Origin of the sequence: Shewanella woodyi ATCC 51908, from assembly GCF_000019525.1 — a bacterium.
GTDB lineage: Bacteria > Pseudomonadota > Gammaproteobacteria > Enterobacterales > Shewanellaceae > Shewanella > Shewanella woodyi.
Genome location: NC_010506.1, coordinates 1801999 through 1819710 on the forward strand (window position 1 = coordinate 1801999; position 17712 = coordinate 1819710).

13 protein-coding genes are annotated in these 17712 nt (G+C 44.4%); 9 read left to right on the forward strand and 4 right to left on the reverse strand.

Annotated elements, in window-relative coordinates:
* Positions 1-66: 66 nt before the first annotated feature.
* Positions 67-447 (forward strand): Cif family virulence factor, encoded by a 381-nt coding sequence (locus SWOO_RS07265; RefSeq protein ID WP_064791949.1) that lies wholly within the window; start codon positions 67-69, stop codon positions 445-447.
* A 114-nt stretch (positions 448-561) separates the two neighbouring features.
* Here SWOO_RS07265 and SWOO_RS07270 read toward each other — a convergent pair whose 3' ends face one another.
* Complete coding sequence (locus SWOO_RS07270; protein WP_012324064.1) at positions 562-3471, reverse strand: TonB-dependent receptor domain-containing protein; 2910 nt, start codon at positions 3469-3471, stop codon at positions 562-564.
* 255 nt (positions 3472-3726) lie between these two features.
* Between SWOO_RS07270 and SWOO_RS07275 the strand changes: the two genes are divergently transcribed.
* The 7 genes from SWOO_RS07275 (at position 3727) to SWOO_RS07305 (ending at position 10942) form a co-directional block, all read left to right on the forward strand.
* On the forward strand, positions 3727-4146 hold the full coding sequence (locus SWOO_RS07275; RefSeq protein WP_012324065.1) for a hypothetical protein: 420 nt from the start codon (positions 3727-3729) through the stop codon (positions 4144-4146).
* Positions 4147-4255: 109 nt separating this feature from the next.
* Positions 4256-5059: an outer membrane lipoprotein-sorting protein gene (locus tag SWOO_RS07280; protein ID WP_012324066.1), complete on the forward strand. Its 804-nt coding sequence runs from the start codon at positions 4256-4258 to the stop codon at positions 5057-5059.
* A gap of 237 nt (positions 5060-5296) precedes the next feature.
* Positions 5297-6532: an ABC transporter permease gene (locus tag SWOO_RS07285; protein ID WP_012324067.1), complete on the forward strand. Its 1236-nt coding sequence runs from the start codon at positions 5297-5299 to the stop codon at positions 6530-6532.
* Entirely contained in the window at positions 6525-7811 is a 1287-nt protein-coding gene (locus tag SWOO_RS07290) for an ABC transporter permease (protein WP_012324068.1), read from the forward strand. The genes SWOO_RS07285 and SWOO_RS07290 overlap by 8 nt, the downstream gene beginning before the upstream one ends.
* An 89-nt stretch (positions 7812-7900) precedes the next feature.
* A complete protein-coding gene (locus SWOO_RS07295; RefSeq protein WP_012324069.1) occupies positions 7901-8584 on the forward strand; it encodes an ABC transporter ATP-binding protein in 684 nt (227 codons plus the stop codon).
* Positions 8581-9858 (forward strand): hypothetical protein, encoded by a 1278-nt coding sequence (locus tag SWOO_RS07300; protein WP_012324070.1) that lies wholly within the window; start codon positions 8581-8583, stop codon positions 9856-9858. The genes SWOO_RS07295 and SWOO_RS07300 overlap by 4 nt, the downstream gene beginning before the upstream one ends.
* A 121-nt stretch (positions 9859-9979) precedes the next feature.
* A complete protein-coding gene (locus tag SWOO_RS07305; RefSeq protein ID WP_012324071.1) occupies positions 9980-10942 on the forward strand; it encodes a M14 family metallopeptidase in 963 nt (320 codons plus the stop codon).
* 54 nt (positions 10943-10996) lie between these two features.
* Here SWOO_RS07305 and SWOO_RS07310 read toward each other — a convergent pair whose 3' ends face one another.
* On the reverse strand, positions 10997-13258 hold the full coding sequence (locus tag SWOO_RS07310) for a TonB-dependent receptor (RefSeq protein WP_012324072.1): 2262 nt from the start codon (positions 13256-13258) through the stop codon (positions 10997-10999).
* Between the two features lie 223 nt (positions 13259-13481).
* On the opposite strand from SWOO_RS07310, the gene SWOO_RS07315 reads away from it, so the two are divergent.
* Complete coding sequence (locus tag SWOO_RS07315; protein WP_012324073.1) at positions 13482-14501, forward strand: LacI family DNA-binding transcriptional regulator; 1020 nt, start codon at positions 13482-13484, stop codon at positions 14499-14501.
* Here SWOO_RS07315 and pgmB read toward each other — a convergent pair.
* Together pgmB and SWOO_RS07325 are read right to left on the reverse strand one after the other, a co-directional pair.
* On the reverse strand, positions 14431-15132 hold the full coding sequence (gene pgmB, locus SWOO_RS07320; RefSeq protein WP_012324074.1) for a beta-phosphoglucomutase: 702 nt from the start codon (positions 15130-15132) through the stop codon (positions 14431-14433). The two genes, SWOO_RS07315 and pgmB, sit on opposite strands and share 71 nt — an antisense overlap.
* A 12-nt stretch (positions 15133-15144) precedes the next feature.
* Positions 15145-17511 (reverse strand): glycoside hydrolase family 65 protein, encoded by a 2367-nt coding sequence (locus SWOO_RS07325; RefSeq protein ID WP_012324075.1) that lies wholly within the window; start codon positions 17509-17511, stop codon positions 15145-15147.
* Positions 17512-17712: the final 201 nt, after the last annotated feature.

The window sequence follows — 17712 nt, forward strand, 5'->3', positions numbered from 1 at the left end:
GCACTCTTGAAGTCAATGATTCTTAAATGTTAGTTTCTAAGGCTAACTTATTTGATAATGGTGCTTATGGAAGAGTTAACATCCCTATTTCAATCATATTGCCAAGCCTTTGATGACAAAGATGCCGTGGCTATATCCAGTAAATATACCATTCCTTGTGCGATATCCGATGCCGATGGTGCTCTAGTGTTTAATGAGCATTCGGCTTTACTTGAAAAGTTTGCTAGCAACTGCAATCGTCTTGGTGAGTTAGGCCATCAATATTCTGAGTTTGTGCTCTCAGAGCAGCGCCAACTCGGTAAAGGGGTTGCCATGGTAGATGTTGGTTGGCGAGTTTATTTCACGGATAGGTCGAGTGAATTTAGGTGTTTATACATAGTCCATAAAACGGAGCCAGGCTGGCGAATATTCAGTGCCCATCTCTACGCTGAAGCGCATTCAAAATAGATGATTAATTAAGAAGCCAATTGTTGACTTAAGAGGTTAACCTTATTAAATCATATTAGAAAAAATGCAGCCTCTCTATGAGGCTGCATCTATTTTACATAAGACTGATTGGTATTACATGGATACCTTAATGCCGATAAAGGCTTTACGGCCAACAAGGTCATAAAGGGCATCATTGGTGTATCCTGGTGGTAAGGTATCAAACAGGTTACGCACTCCGCCATTAATCATCACGTTATCGGTGATATGGTACGTTGCTGTTAGATCATGAGTTGTCATCGAGCTGATATAACCTGGCTCTAAATCTTCAGGAGAACCTCCGTTTACGGAGACATCATAGGTTACGACTCTGTCGATGTAACGTGTAGCCCAACTAAGGTTTAAGTCTTCAAGCTGGTAATCGATAGCTAGACGAAATTGCAGCTCAGGATCTCCCACTTCCCCTTTCTCATCATTGATCTCATCTGGACGGTTTTGGAACTCGAGGCGCTCTAGTTCGAGTAACTGGTTACCCAATAAGTTAAACTTTAACTCTCCAGGAAGGTTAAATGTTGCCAGATCAAAATTGTAAGCGGCTTGAAATTCTAAACCACGAGTATTGAGGGCAGCAGCATTTAAGAATCCAGAGCGAACTAGGCTCACATCGTGAGTTATTGGGTCACGGTCGACAGCTGAACAGAAATCATCATCGGGACCACCTGTGGCATCGACACAGTTATCGGCAATACTCTGTGCCGTTACCTCAATAATTGCATCTTCAATTTCAATATCATAGTAATCAAGCGTAAATGATAGCTCATCGACAAAGGTCGGTGTCCAAACGAGACCGCCAGTAAATGAAGTTGAAGTTTCAGCTTTTAATTCTGAATTACCACCTGAGATGATATCAACACTGACGTTATCATTGGCCTGAAATCCTGATGGAATACCTAGTGCAGCACAGTTTGCTACGCGATCTGGATCATCGTTGATATTGTCTGCATCACAGGGATCTGCTACACGACCAAATCCTGGAGAGCGAGGACTAAATGCCTCTGATATGTTGGGGGCGCGAACGGCTGAACCATAGGTACCGCGTACACTAACTTGTTCAATAGGGGCATAGAACATGCCTACTTTCCAAGCCTCAGCTTTACCTGCATGGGAGTAATCAGCTGTGCGGTAAGCACCGTCTACAGTTAACTCGTGAGCAAAGGCAAGATCTTTTATTAGCGGGACATTCACCTCAACAAAGTACTCTGTGACATCATATTCACCAAAAGAGTCAGGGGTTGCTGCGTTTGTTAAAAAGCCTGCTTTGGTGAATTCATCGGTAATTGAAGCTGAGCTCTCTTCACGGTATTCGAAGCCGACAACCATGGCAAGAGGTCCACCTTGTAGTTCAAGGAACTCCTCAGAGTCTCCTGAGATTGTGCCGCCGATGACCTGTTGAGTGATCTTATCTTCACGGGTGACATCTGCTGAGATCCAGTCTCGTGCTTCCTCTGAAGACTGGCCTAAGCCGAAAGGGTTATAGGCAACACAATCACTGCCATTGACCGAAGCTGGATCGGTATAATCATCTCCTTGAGCACTTGGTACTTGGCTTCGGCAAGCTGCTAAACCTGTTGCAGGATCTATGACAGAATCTAATGCCGCGACAAAGTTATCAGGGATGAGATCATTAAGGGTTTTACGTTCGTTACTGGTTTCACCGTAGATATAATATAGATCGTAATCTAGAGTGGTTTCACTTAAGTCAAAACCACCTTTAAAGCCACCAACATAGCGGAATAGTTCTCGAGTGTTCGAGGCTGAGCGGTTGCCAAGTTCATCAAAAAACTTAGCAAATACGGCTGTTTCTTGACCTGCGTCTTGTAACGTTGTTCTTAAGCCTTCATCTAAAAAAGCATTGTCATTTACGTTAACACTGACATTGCCGAAGCGAAATGAGGGCTGGAACTGCTGCTTAATATCTGATCTTACAAACTTAAATTCACTATACAGTTCGATGTTATCGTTTAGATCAAAATTGAGCGAAGAGGATACTGTGACTCTTTCTACGCCGGGAATGTAGTTTTCATAGGACTCACCGTCAAAACAGGTGTCACAACCGTCGGGAAATGAGCCAAAAGCAAAGCTATTGGTGCCAACGCGCTCTACCTGTCTCAATGGGTTTCCTGCGTTATCAAATACCCAGCGCCCACCAGGCCCACCAAAAGCATTAATTATTCCTGTACTGCTGATTAGTTCGGAATAGACCTTAGGCACCCTTAATCGATCTGGGATCCCGTCGGTTTCTGTTTCACTATCAGGGTTAATGATGGTTCCCCAGCCATCAAATTGGCGTATATCTGTCGATAACACCTCTTTAGTGCGATCGTAACCTGCAAAGAAGGTGATATTACCGCGTCCATCAGCGATGCTGGCTCCGCCAAGAATATCAAATGAGTGTTCCTGTGTACCAACACTCTCAGTTGAACCTGCGGTACGAGCATTAAACTCAAAACCCTCATAGTTGTCTTTTAGAATGATGTTAATAACACCTGATACAGCGTCAGAACCATAAATTGCCGATGCCCCGCCTGTCACTATTTCAACCCGTGAGATGAGGCTCGCAGGAATGGTCGATAGATCTACCTGCGATGAGCCAGGCTCACCAGCAACATGGCGCTTACCGTTTACGAGTACTAAGGTTCTGTTTGCGCCTAATCGTCGTAGATCTGCCGAGCTTATTCCCGCGCTTTCATTGCTGTTGTTATTGCCAATAATCGTGTTGGTTGCGCCAATGGCGGGTAACTCAGCGAGTATGCTGCCTAGATCTGAGTTACCAAATTTGGCTAGCTCTTCTGAGTCCAGTGTAACAATTGGAGCGGGTTGGGTGAGTTCAGCTTTTGCAATTCGAGAACCCGTAACTGCAATTTTCTCGATGTTATCGCCATTTTCATCGTTTTCCTCTGCAAAAACCGGTATTGCAAGTGAGGTAACGAGACTCACGGAGATAGCCAATCGAATCGATCGGGTTAATTTGGAGTTTGGAAACATTTTTCTCTCCCTAAAACAATCTGTTGAGGCGCCGCTTAGGTTTGTAGTCTTTATTGATACAGCACCGGAAACGTAAAAATGCCATAAAATATTCACGTAAATGTCACGCTTATTACCCAAAGAGTTCACAAATCGGAGTTGGCGGCGTGATAAAGATGTTTGTTATCTAGGAGTGGCGTTTTTAATGCCATATTTGTTACATTTGAACTTGAGTTAAATAGACTTTTCTTTTGCTAAACAATCATTAGGTTATATATGAATATCTTTTTACTACTGGCTGGAACTTTGAGTGGTATTGCTGGGCTTTTGCATCTTGGTTGTATCTACTTTGGTGGCCCTTGGTATCGCTTTTTTGGGGCTGGGGAGCAGATGGCGCAACTGGCGGAGCAGGGGAGTCTTAGACCTACATTGATAACCTTAGGCATTACCTCTGTGTTGGCTATATGGTCGCTCTACGCTTTTTCTGCTGCAGGGGTTATCGGACGTTTACCTTTTATAAAAACGGTATTGGTTGTTATCACCTCTATCTATCTTTTAAGAGGTGTTGCAGGGTTTTTATTGATAAATAACCCTATGGGCAGAAGTGCTGAGTTTTGGATCTGGAGCTCCATAATCTGTCTAGCGCTTGGTTTGATGCATCTATTTGGACTCAAACAACAATGGGCTAGTTTGTGAATTTTAGCTTTTGTTGAGTAAACTCTGTTAATCACGGTTTCGCTTTTTTCTCAATCGTTTATAGTGGTGAGTGATTGTTATTTACTCATAATTCAGGACGGAGCGACGGATGAGAATGAGCTTATTGAACTACGTTAAACTGACTCTGAGTTTTGCGATTTTTTTGCCTGTTCTCTCTGTGGCGGCTGTGACAAAGACAGATGCAGGGTCAGAGCTAGAGACAAGGTCAGCCAAAGAGATCGTGGCTCTGTCTGATAAACAGATGCGCGGTGAGTCTAGTTATACCGTGGCAACCATGAACATTATTCGCCCTGACTGGACCCGCTCCATGAGTATGAAGAGCTGGACAAAAGGACAAGACTTGTCGCTTGTACTGGTGACTGCGCCTGCAAAAGATAAAGGCAGCGCTTCACTTAAACGTAAGAAAGAGATGTGGAACTGGATCCCCTCCATTGAGCGTGTCATCAAAATCGCTCCCTCTATGCTCAGTCAATCTTGGATGGGCTCTGACTTTACTAATGACGACCTTATTAATCAGTCATCTATCGTGGTTGACTATACCCATACCTTAGTTAAAGAGGAGATGGTTGATGGTGACAATAGCTATGTGATTGATGCCTTCTCTAAAGAGGATGCGCCCGTGGTGTGGAGTAAGGTTCGGTTGTGGATCTCAACGAAGAGTTACCTGCAAAGAAGAGTCGAGTTTTATGATGAGGCCGATGCGCTGATAAATACCATGGAAACCTTCGATGTTAAGCAGCTTGGTGGCCGTTTAATTGCTACCCGTATGACCATGGTGCCAGCGGAAAAACCTGGCAATAAAACCGAGATGATCACCCATGAAGCCCAGTTCGATTTTGAGCTAGGCGATGATTTTTTCTCTCAACAGCAGATGAGGGCCTTAAGGGATTAAAAGCAGGGTGTCACTTGGTGACTTCGAGGGCGCTGCGCTTCTAGGATCGGCTTACGGTCTCCTAGGTTCTAGGAAAAACAAAGAATGGAGTTTACTGCGTTGCTCTGGCTCTGTCTTTTGACGTTATAGAATCTAGCAGCGAAGCATTCTAGCCGTGAGCTTGCGAACGTCCTAGCGTACTGAGTCTAGAGCCTAGAAACAAGTGAAGTGACTAAGTTAAATGCGTAAGGAAAATCTATGTTATTCAAGTTGGCGTGGCGTAATCTCTGGCGACAGAAAAGGCGCACTTTGTTAACCGCTTTAGCTCTCTCTCTGGCTTTGTTCCTGTCACTATTTATGCGCAGTATGCAGGAGGGAAGTTATGAGAATAACATTGATAATAGTGCCCGCTTTTCAACGGGTTTGCTGCAGCTGCAAAATCCTGAGTTTAGTGAGAGCCAAAGCATTGAAGACCTGCTGTCAGCGGCAACTGATTTTATTGCCCCTGTTACCGCTCCTCCGCTCAGCCCCCATATCACACACTATCTGCCAAGAATTGAATCCTTTGCGCTGGCATCTGCCAGTGAGCGTGCTAAGGGGGTGATGGTATTTGGTGTAGAGCCTGAACGTGAAGACAGTTACTCAGGTATTGCCGATAAATTGATTGCTGGTGAGTTTATCGACGCCGATGATAAGCAGGTACTGGTGGGTGAAGGACTGGCACAGTTTTTATCAATTAAGGTCGGTGATGAGTTAGTGCTCTATGGCCAAGGGTATCGTGGTCAGACTGCTGCAGGTTTATATAAGGTAAAAGGCATTATCCACTTTCCACTGGCCGCCATGGATAATCAATTGGTTTATATGCCGATTAAGCTTGCTCAAACTCTCTATTCAACCGGAGAACAGGTTACCTCTTGGGTGCTTCACACCGACTCGCTTGACGCGGTGGCTGAGATTAAATCTGAGCTTGTTAAGGTCTTTGGTAGCAAGGTGAATGTACGGGATTGGCAACAACTCTCCCCTGAGATGGCGCAGCAAATTGCCATGGATAAAGCTGGCGGTGTTTTTATGATGTATCTGCTCTATGGCGTGGTGGGTTTTGGTCTGTTTGCTACGATTCTAATGATGACGTTAGAGCGGCAACGAGAGTTTGGCGTCATGCTCGCCACTGGGCTGTTACGACGCAAGTTATTGGGGTTAATCGCCATTGAGTCTGGATTTATCGCTTTGATTGGTGTCTTGATAGGCTTAATTATCACCCTGCCTGTGGTTACCTATTTTCATTACCATCCCATTCAACTGACTGGTGAGACCGCGCAGTTGATGCTGGAGATGGGCTGGGAGCCCATTATCCCTATGATGTTGTCTTTTAGTTTGATATTAGATCAAGTCAAAATCGTGTTGGGTCTGATGTTTATCTGCCTGCTCTATCCTCTGTGGCGTGCTTACCGTATCGATCTGGTGTCAGCATTAAAAGGAGATAGCTATGGGTAATAACAGCCAAGTTGTCAGAAAAAAGGCGATGACAGCTCAGATAGTTAAGCTGGCTTGGCGTAATTTGTGGCGCAATAAAATCCGCACAGGGATCATGCTTGCTTCTATGGTATTTGGTTTGATGGGTGTAGTCACCATGATGGGGTTCCTGTCAGGTATGTACGTCAGCATGATAGACAATGCCATTGCTTGGCAAACCAGTGATGTTCAGGTGCAAAACAGACGCTACCTTGAGGACCCTGATATCAATGAGGTGATTGTTAATCCCGCAGCACTCTACTCAGAACTTGAGCGTTTGCCGCAAGTGAGTGCTTATTCAGCGCGAGTAGTGGCCGATGGTATGGTGGCCTCAGCTAGAGCGAATCGGGGCATACGGATAAATGGCGTCAATGTTACTGATGAGGCTGCAGTCACTCCTATCGCAGCCCATATTGAGCAGGGGACTTGGTTACCAGAAACTGGACGCTATCCAGTTGTGGTCTCTCAAAAGACCGCGGAGCGCCTGCGATTATCTTTAGGCTCTAAAGTGGTGCTGACCTTCAGTGATGTAAACAAGGATGTGACTGGCGCAGCGTTTCGGGTCAGAGGGATCTATCGCTCTCCATCAAGTAGCTTTGACGATGCGAACCTTTATGTAAGGCAACAGGAGTTAAGTCAACTTGCTGGCGTCGAAGGGGTGCATGAAATCGCAGTCTTACTCGACGATAGCCAAGGTGGTGATAGCTTTGATAACCAAGGTGCAAAGTTGGTGGCACAGGCGCTGCGCAAGGTGAGCTCAACACAAAATCAGATCCGAGATTGGCAACAAATTCAGCCTATGCTCGCGACCATCATTTCACAAATGGGAGTGAGTAATGGCGTTATCTTACTTATCTTCGTGACTGCCATGGGCTTTGGCATCATCAATGTCATGCTGATGTCAGTGTTTGAGCGTACCCGTGAGTTCGGTGTTTTGATGGCGGTAGGCATGGTTAAGAGTAAGGTATTTCTTCTTATCTTACTCGAATCTTGCTTACTCGGAGTGACAGGAGCAGGTCTTGGATTACTTGGCAGTTTTGCTGTTATAGCCCTGTTAAGTCAGACAGGCATCCCCCTTGGCAGTATGTCTGAGGGATTAGGGGCTTTTGGCGTCGATACCACGCTTTATCCTGTGTTGAAAATAGGTGAATATTTAGGGGTATTTTTAACTGTGGTGGTGGCCAGTATGCTTGCCTCTTTGTACCCCGCTAGGCAAATTTTAAAGCTGCGGCCAGTGGATGCTATGTCTCATAAGCACTAGCTTCATAAACACTAGTCTCATAAGCACTAGCCGTATAAGCATTAGCGACACCTATTTTAAATTTGGATAATCAGCAGAGAAGCTAATTGATGAGTATTGAAATAAGTCAGTTAAGTAAAACCTATAACCCAGAGAGTGACTTTCCTGTGCATGCGGTTCAGTCGCTTGATCTTACTATCGAGCAGGGAGAGTTCGTTGCTGTGATGGGGCCATCTGGCTCAGGGAAAACTACCTTGCTAAATATGATAGGTGGTATCGACACCCCCACATCAGGCTGTGTGCTTATTGACAGTGAGAATATTTGCGAGCTGGATGACAAGGCGCTGATCGCTTTTAGACGGGATCACGTGGGCTTTATCTTTCAGGACTACAGCTTGCTGCCTGTGTTAACAGCACTGGAAAATGTTGAGTTTGTGATGCAGCTGCAGGGACTTAGCGAGAAGGAGTGTCGAGCGCGAGCTAGTGAGTTATTAACTATGGTGGGACTGGGTGAGCAGATGCACAAGGTGCCCTCTAAACTCTCTGGTGGTCAACAGCAAAGAGTGGCTGTTGCCAGAGCCCTTGCTCCGCGTCCACGCTTTGTGATGGCTGATGAGCCGACAGCAAATCTGGATGCAAAAAGTACGTCTGAACTGCTAGATATCATGCAGAGTCTTAACGAGAAGGAGGGCACGACCTTTATCTTCTCAACCCATGATCAAAGGGTGATAAAGCGAGCCAAAAGGGTGATTGTATTTGAAGATGGTAAGTTGACTGAGGATAAACAGCAGTGAAGCGAGCCAGTAGGCTGTTGACTGCTTTACCTTGGTTGCTCTTAGCGCTTATATCTTGGCAGCCTAGCTTGTTAGCGGCACCTATCCCTGGACTTGAGCCCACTAAGTCGTGGGATCTTGACGGGTACATTAAGTATATGGGGGCGCTAACCTCTCCTGACTCGGTCTCTAACAGCCTTGATCATCTTCTGCACCAAAGGTTTAATTTTGAGTATCGATTTGATCGCAAGTTGAGCGTTAACGTGTCGATGCGTAACCGAGTATTCTATGGCGACAGGGCCGATATACCCGGTTATGGGGATGCGATTGGCGAGGATTCTGGTTACTGGGATCTAACATCCACTTGGCTCGATAGCGGTGGTTTGGTGGGAAATACACAGTTTGACCGAGCTTATCTTGATTGGAAACCCAACGAGTTTGACGGGGGAAACTGGCAAGTTCGTGCAGGGCGTTTTAGGGTTAACTGGGCCATGAGTACCCTTTGGAACCCTAATGATATCTTTAATGCCTACTCTATTTATGACATCGATTATGAAGAGCGTAGCGGTGTCGATGCTCTATTAGTAAGTCGCAAGCTTGGATTTGCCAGTGCTTTGGACTTTGTCTATAACCCCAATTCAGAGAGTGAACTGAGCAGTTACGCTATGCGTTATCTCTCCAACTACCAGGGCTGGGATCTGCAAGGACTGATTGGTAAATCAGGTTTTGATCATGTGATAGGTGCAGGCTTTGCTGGTGAGCTGTTTGGCGCTGGTTTTAGGGGCGAGTTTAGTTATTTCGATCCTCAATATGAGCGTTGGCCTATCGAAAAAACGGCCATGGATGTTGGACAAGTTGGCTCTCCTGTTTCGATGAACATGTTAGCCCCGCAAGCATTAAGTTCTACCAGCGTCTCCACACTTGAGATGGATTATAGCTTTAGTAGCGCAAGAAACTGGATGGTGCGTGGCTCAATGTTGCATATCTCTAATCCTACAGAGTCAGATAGTGCACTGCTGTATCTGAACCTGCCTTTGACGGCGAGAACCTTAAGCTTTAGCCAATGGACCAGTTATCTGGATGTGAGCTTTGATATCTCAGCATTAAATAGAGTCACTTTCAGCAGTAGTTACTATGACGATGGCTCCTACTTTGTTGGTGCAAGCACGAATCATTCATTGGCGAACAACTGGAGTCTTTTGCTGGTGTTGCAGCGATTCGATGGCAGCAGCAGTAGTTTATTTGGCCAGACCCCATCAAGTTTAGGCTCTGTGCAGCTTAAATGGAGCTTTTAAGTTTTTAGCTACTCATTAGAGTCTGCTTGAGTCACTTTAGTTGCACTCACCTCTGTTGGTGTTTATCCTGCTGGCTAATACCAATTCAAATAACAAAAATGATAATCAAAGGGTTCAGAATATGAGTCAGTCAGATGTTTATTCCATCGGTAAAATAGGTCAAAAATGGGGGGCTGAAGAGCGACTAGCGTGGCGCAACTTACAGAGCGTTAAACGCTCTTACCAAGATGATGTAGTGAGTAATATTTTGCCACTTAAGGCCCATTTTGAGGTCGAGCAGTATGGTGCACTCTCCTATGATGTTGAGAAATATCCTCTGTTTGTGGTTAAAAGCCGTGATTGGGATAGCAATAAACCTACGGTACTGGTTTCTGGCGGTGTACATGGCTATGAGACCAGTGGGGTTCATGGTGCGCTGCGTTTCTTAGAGACTAAAGCGCTAGGTTACAGTGACAAGTTTAATCTAGTCGTTGCGCCATGTGTCAGCCCTTGGGGTTATGAGACTATTAACCGCTGGAACCCCAATGCAGTGGATCCTAATCGCTCATTCTATACAGATTCGCCTGCTGAAGAGTCTGCTGGTTTGATGGCCATGGTCGCATCACTGGGCCAGAGCTTGGATAAGAGCTTGGATGAGAGTTCAGCTCAGCGCTTGATGGCACATATCGATCTCCATGAGACTACAGATACCGATAACTCAGAATTCAGACCAGCCTTAGCGGCCAGAGATGCTGTCGTCCATGATAACTGGAACATTCCCGATGGTTTCTATCTGGTGGGTGACAGTGAAAACCCAGTTGATGAGTTTCAAACAGCAATCATCAAAGCGGTTGAGAAGGTGACCCATATTGCGCCGCCAGATGAGGATGGCAAATTAATTGGTGTGCCATTTTCACAAAAAGGGGTGATCAACTACGCAACTAAGGCGCTGAGTCTCTGTACTGGTTTTAGTGATGCCCGCTACAACACGACTACTGAGGTGTATCCGGATAGTCCACATTCTAATGACGAGAACTGTATTCTTGCTCAAGTGGAAGCGATCACCAGCGGTCTGGATTTTATTATTCAGGACAGAGGGCTTTAGGCTTTCTTTATAAAAAACGCAGCGTAAAGCTGCGTTTTTTTATTTTATAGCAGATTAGAATGCATAACTCAGACTTAAATCAATGGATCTAGGCAGGATGTAGCGTCCGTTTGACGAGATAGAGCTTCTAGGATCACCCTCTGTTAACCCCTCTTCATCGGTTAAGTTGCTAACGGCTAACTGCACTTGAACTTCGTCAGTGAAGTTAAAAAGTACTCCTAGGTCAACTTTTTCATAACCATCCAAAGTTACTGTGTTTTCATTGTTTGCATAACGTTCACCAACGGCAGATATCGTGCCGTATAGGGTTGCGTACATCCCGTTGTCTAACTCTATGTCATAACTTGGAGTGACGCGAACCTGCCAACCTGGTTGTCTCTGGGCTTCGTTACCTTCGTTGGTCGGGCTTTCTGTGATTTCAGTTTCCTGAATGGTCGAGTTCAAATTGACTGAGAAACTGTTATCATTGAAGTAGTTAAAGTCGATCTCTATGCCGTAGGCTTCATTGGTGAGAATCTCACCCGGGGCGCCGGGTTGGCGAACAAAGGTATCGCCTTTCACTTCATTCATAAATAGGGTGGCGAAGAGCTCGAAGTCGTCATCTACTAATTTATAACCTAGCTCATATTGGCTGACCTCTTTGATCAGATCTTCACCACTTTCATAAGCGCCAAAATTATCTCTGAAGTCGTCAAAATAGGGCATCTTACTACCATCGTTGATGCGAGCAAATACGCCCATCTGATCGGCAAACATCCAGTTTGCTCCCACGGTCCAAGCTGTGCTGGATTCATCATAGGAGACGGCTTTAGTGATTTTACCATCTAAGCCTTCATCAACTGTGTACTCTATCTGATGATTCTCCCCTCTAAGGCCTGCATCTATGGTTAAATCGTCAGAGATTTCGTAGGAGATAGCGGTATAAAGCGCTTGGGTGGTACCTTCACCTATGCTGTTGATATCATAGTTCCAGCCGCAACTGTCCTGATTATCATTACAGTCGATACCTGTTAGCATCTCACCGCCAGATTCAACCACGTGGTAAGCTTGATTACCCAGTGCCCACCAGTCCTTCGCCTTGAAGGTTGAGTTGTAATAGCCTGCTGTGACTGAAACATCTTCAAAGGTTTTGGTTAAGATAAAGTCATTGGTAAAGGACTCAATCTGCTTCTTAACAACCCAGCGGCCAATCTGTTGCACCATAGTGGAGCCCGCATATTCCGTGCCTGTGACTGCACCAGTCGCAGTACTGCCGCTGTCAGCGACGTTAGATAGTTGTGTTGGGTCTCCATTAGGAACTAAACCATAGGTATCGGCATCCCCTTTGGTATAGATAAATCGGTCGACGAGATCCCAGCCGTTATCAAAACTTAGATCTATGCTTCCGCCTGTGACAGATCCGTTCCAGCCTCTACCATCGCCAAAGTCAAAGGCTTCACTTGTACTGTTAGGTCCGTATTGAACAGTGGCTTGGCGGTTATTGGTTCCTATCTGAACATATTCATTATCAACAGTGTCGACATTCAGCGGTGCAGGTAGGTACCAGACACCATGATCATCTGTGATTCGGGTATAGAGGTTTATCTTACCGTTATCGAGTTCTTTGGTTAGATTGATAGTAAATTGCTGACCCTCTTCAGCATCGAAACCAGCATCCCGAACACCTGGTGAGCTTTTAAAATATCCGCCTACCATGAAGTAAAGATCTTCAGCAAGACTTCCACTTAACACACCGTCGATCCGCTGCAGTCCGTAGTCTGAAGTGGAGTATTTGATTAAGCCTTCGGTATCATCACTTCCCTCCTTTAGCAGAAAGTTAGTGGTGAGACCGGGCTGGCCATTGGAGATAACGGGGTTAGGCCCCCCTCTAAGGGCTTCCATAAACTCCACGGTTTCATCGAGGCGAAATAGGGTTGAGTTTTCAAGAAACGAGAGTGTTGAAGGGGGAAAAATAGGTGCACCTTGGAGTTGGACCGTAAGAAAAGGAGCATCACCGCCACCAGGGAAACCTCGGACAAAAACATTAGCCCCAGATACTCCACCTGAGCTTTCTGCCCATACACCTGGTACCGCTTTAAAAAGGTCAGCGGTGCTTTTTGGGGACATCTTTTGAATATCTTCATCGGTGAAAGAGCTGATAGCAAAACTGGCTTCATCTTTTCTAATGGCTTTACCACTGAATGACCCAGTTACAACAATTTGTTCTATGTTCCCCTGAGCCTCAGTTTCGCTGTTATCGGCAGCAACACTGGTGTGAGCATAGCTACTAAGGCTAGCTAATATGGCAAGGTAAGTTAGCTTAAGTTGGAACTTCATCTAAGGTCTCCTTTAGCGCCAACATACATCACATTACTATTGGCTTATTTAGTTATAGTTGTTAATTCTGGGTTGTTCTTGTTAATCATCTGGTTTCTTTTCAACCAATATAGACAGGCTTGCAAACGATTGCAATTACTTTTTGCAATCGTTTGCATTTGGTGTGGATAGGTAAGGCTGACTATCGTTTTAAAACGTGGTGAGTTATGTAATAATTCTGGGCATGAATAAAAAAAGAGTAATGACTTTAGCCGATATCGCTCTTCTGGCTAATGTATCAAAATCAACAGCATCTAGAGCCCTGAGAAATAATCCGTTAATAAATAAAAACACCCGTGAGTTAGTGCAGGAGATTGCGCTAAAACATAACTTTAAGGTGAATGCGACGGCGAGTAATCTTCGGACTCAAAAAACCAACACCATTGCTGTTGTTGTCATGTTTGATCAAAAGTCTGGTCAGGCAATTTCAGATCCATTTCTGATGGAAATTTTGGGAACAATAGCGGATGAGCTAACCCATTTTGGTTATGACATGTTGCTAACCACGACCAAGACTGCCACCCATGATTGGTATAGTTACTATTATGAGTCTAAGCGTGCGGATGGTTTGATTATTATTGGTCAAGGCGAACATGATCAACGCATCGAAGCATTAATTTCGACGGATCTGCCATTTATCGTATGGGGCACCGAGATACATGAGAAAAACTATACAACCGTAGGCAGTGACAATCGAAAAGGTGGCTACCTCGCCGTCTCCCATCTGATTGAGCAAGGTTGTCAGCGAATTGCTTTTTTAGGTGACATTAATCATACGGAAGTTGAGCAGCGTTGGTTAGGCTATCAAGATGCGGTTGCAGAAGCGGGCTTAGTTGTCGAAGATAAGCTACAGATCAAAACTGACTTTACCTCGGTCGATGGTTATCAGAGTTTACGCGATCATTGCTTAAATGATGACGTCCCAATCGATGGCGTGTTTGCGGTCAGTGATGCAATCGCATTGGGGGCGACTAAGTATTTGTTTGAACAAAATATCACTATTCCTAAACAAGTTGCAGTGATCGGCTTCGATGATATATCTATGTCAGAATACTGCTCGCCGTCTCTATCGACTATTAGACAAAACACGGCGGCAGGGGGAAGGTTATTGGTCAAGCTTATGTTGGATAAACTTAACCATCTACCTGTGGACTCTCAACTTTTGAATGTTGAGATGATTCAAAGGCAGTCAAGCAGTCGCTAAGGTGTAAATTTAACTGGTTAAAAGTGGTAAATATTTGATCTGCTTGACAGAGCGTGTTCTTGTCTCCAATGCCCACGGCATACATTTTTGCTGATTTTATTGCTGTAACCCCAGCTGCTGCGTCTTCTATGCCCATGCAATCATGGGCATCAACACCTAAACCTGCGGCGACAGATAAAAAGATATCTGGTGCAGGTTTGCTGTTTTTGACTGAGGCCGCATCGCCAACAAAATCGAATAAGGATTCAATGCCGAGTTTATTAAGCACTAAAGTCGCATTCTTGCTTGCTGATGCTAATCCTATTTTTATCCCCCTTGCTTTAAGTGATGTGAAGCAGGCTAACACTCCCTCAAATAGGTGTTGTGGGGTGATGGAGGCTATTAATGATAGATAATGTTTGTTTTTCCTATCAAGTAACTGGTTAAATGCCTGCTCATCAATGGTCAAATTGCCTTTGTTTAGAATATGCTGCAAAGAGTTATGTCGGTCTACGCCTTTCAATTTTTCATTATCGTCTAAGCTAAAGTCGACACCTAAACTCTGGGCAATCGATTGCCATGCGATAAAATGAAACTCCGCGGTATCGGTGAGCACACCATCTAGGTCGAATATTGCTGCTTGTAATGCCATGTTTAACTCCACTTATTCACTCTGTGCAACTTCAGGAATGAGCATCTCTTTTGTCGAATGTAAGTTATCGAGCCTGAATGTTTGGCTGTAATGTTTTAAGGTAAGTTCTGAGCCAGAAATAAGCTGATAAATCACTTTCTCCTTGGATATATGAAGCTTAAGTTGGCAGCCTCTAAGGGCTAATTTAAAACACAAGTCCTGCCATTGCTTGGGAAGTAGAGGCGTGAAGCTGACATAATCCTCTCGCAAGCGTAATCCACTGAAACCATGGGTTATGCACATCCATGAACCAGCCATAGCAGCCGTGTGCACCCCTTGCTCAGTGTTGTGATGTAGGTTTTTTATATCTGTTAATAGTGTCTCTTCGAAGTAATCGAAAGCGGCAATAGGATTACCTGTTTCGCTATATGCCAAGCTATGAGTACAAGCTGATAGGGTGGAATCATGGGTGGTAAGTGGCTCATAAAAATTCAGGTTATTTCTTTTGAGATTAATATCCACACGATCGTCTTGTAGAAAATTGGCCAATATCACATCAGCTTGCTTTAACACCTGGTGCCTATAGATGGTCAATGGGTGGAAGTGAAGCAGTAATGGATATTTTTCTTTTGGCGTATTGGCAAAGTCCCATGCTTTTTTACTGAAAAAACTGTCATCTTGGGGAGTTAAATTAAGCTCTGCCTGATGGGGAAGGTAGAGAGTTTCTGAGATCTTTTTCCACAGTGCTATCTCATCTTTAGTTACAGCTAGGCGACTCATTAGGCTGCTATATTTCTCACTATTTTTATCTTGTAATAAAGCTAATAAGTCACAGACAAAACTTAGATGTATTTTGGCCATGGCATTGGTGTAGTAGTTGTTATTGACCAGCGCTGTGTACTCGTCTGGTCCTGTCACTGTATCAATGCAGAACTGGTTGTCTCTTAAAGGGTTAAAGTGTCCAAGACTAGGCCATAACCTTGCCGTTTCAATAGCAAGTTCAGCGCCTTCTTGCCAGATAAACTCCCAGTCTTTGGTAGCACTGAAGTAGTGTTTCACAGCATAAGCGATGGCTGAGTTGATATGGTACTGGGCTGTTCCTGCTGGAAAGTATGATGAGCACTCCTCACCGCCTATGGTGCGCCATGGAAAGAGGGCGGCTTTAGAGTGACCTAACTCTTGGGCTCTTTGTTTTGCTTGTGTTAATCCAGAATATCGATAGCTGAGCAGACCTTTAGCGATATGAGGTTGAGTGTAGATAAAGTAGGGGGTGATATAGATCTCTGAGTCCCAAAAGTAGTGACCATTATACCCTGGCCCTGTTAGGCCTTTCGCTGCTATGTTGCTCTTGCCATTTCGACCTGCAGACATATTCAAATGAAGCATGTTTAATCGTATTGCTATTTGATGCTCAGCCTCTCCAGTGATCTGAATGTCACTGTTTTCCCAAAACTCCTCCATGATTGCTCGGTGCTGTTGTTGGTGTTCCAAGTAGCCTAGTAAAGCTGATCTGGACAGAGCCTCTTTGATCTGGTCACTGGTTTCAATTACAGAACATTTTTGCTGGTGGCATTGTCTTTGATTGCAGTGAAATACACTGTATTTGGTAAATTCGGCCCCTGTATCGTTCAGCATCAAATCAAATCGAGTTCCTAGTGAACTTGCCTCGTTTACTGCGCTAGACTCGATAAGCTGGCTTTGATAAAACTCATGCCTATCTGCTGCTATCACTAAGCTTTTTGGTGAATCTAGTTGGTGGATCCGATAACTAAAATCGAGTGTTGATGCCGAGCCCATCAAGGTCAGTTGCTCTTGATTGGATAAATTGCCCACTCTGGGATCATCATTGCTGTTTGAGTCTAAATAATCCGCGGTAATATAGGAGGTGACTGAGAGCTTTCCAGTAAAGTTAACCGGTTCTATTTGATAGTGGTTTAACATTAAGTCTTGCTGATGTTGACAGACTGTTCTGGTGATATTGAGCTTAATGGTTTTACCTTGCTTGGTGGAAAGTAGCAGAGACTCTTTAAGGGTTGCATGGTAAATATCTAAGACTTTTTCACCTCTGCTGATAGGTTGAAAAATCTCCTCACCATCAGATATTTCAATCTGTTTGGTGTTTTCAACTTGCAGCATTTTATTATTGAATTTAGCGAACCCATAAGCCGTTTCATCATATTCAATAACCTCCTTTGTAAAGGCTCCATTAATGTAAGTGCCTTCAATTTCAGCATTGGTAATTGGGCTTTTATAACCGCTAGTTCCTCGAGTTCCTATAAAGCCATTGCCTAAAGAAAGCAGGGTTTCAACGACACCCTCTCCCAAATGGGAAAGTTCATCTGAAGATAAAAGCCATTGCTTGCTCTTATTTAGCACGATTTCGTTCGAGAGAGTGTTCAATATTTATCTCATAATCCATGTTGCGATAACTGAATCATACTCATCTATTGCATTTTTGCAAACGATTGCAAAAATATTTTTTTACGCTAGTATGTTAATCAATTGATGGTGAGATGTTGGGTTTTAACTTGTTTGTATTGCCTATAATTACAGGGGCAATGGTTAATAGAATTACCTTCCTATTGGTCTTATCAGTTTGAA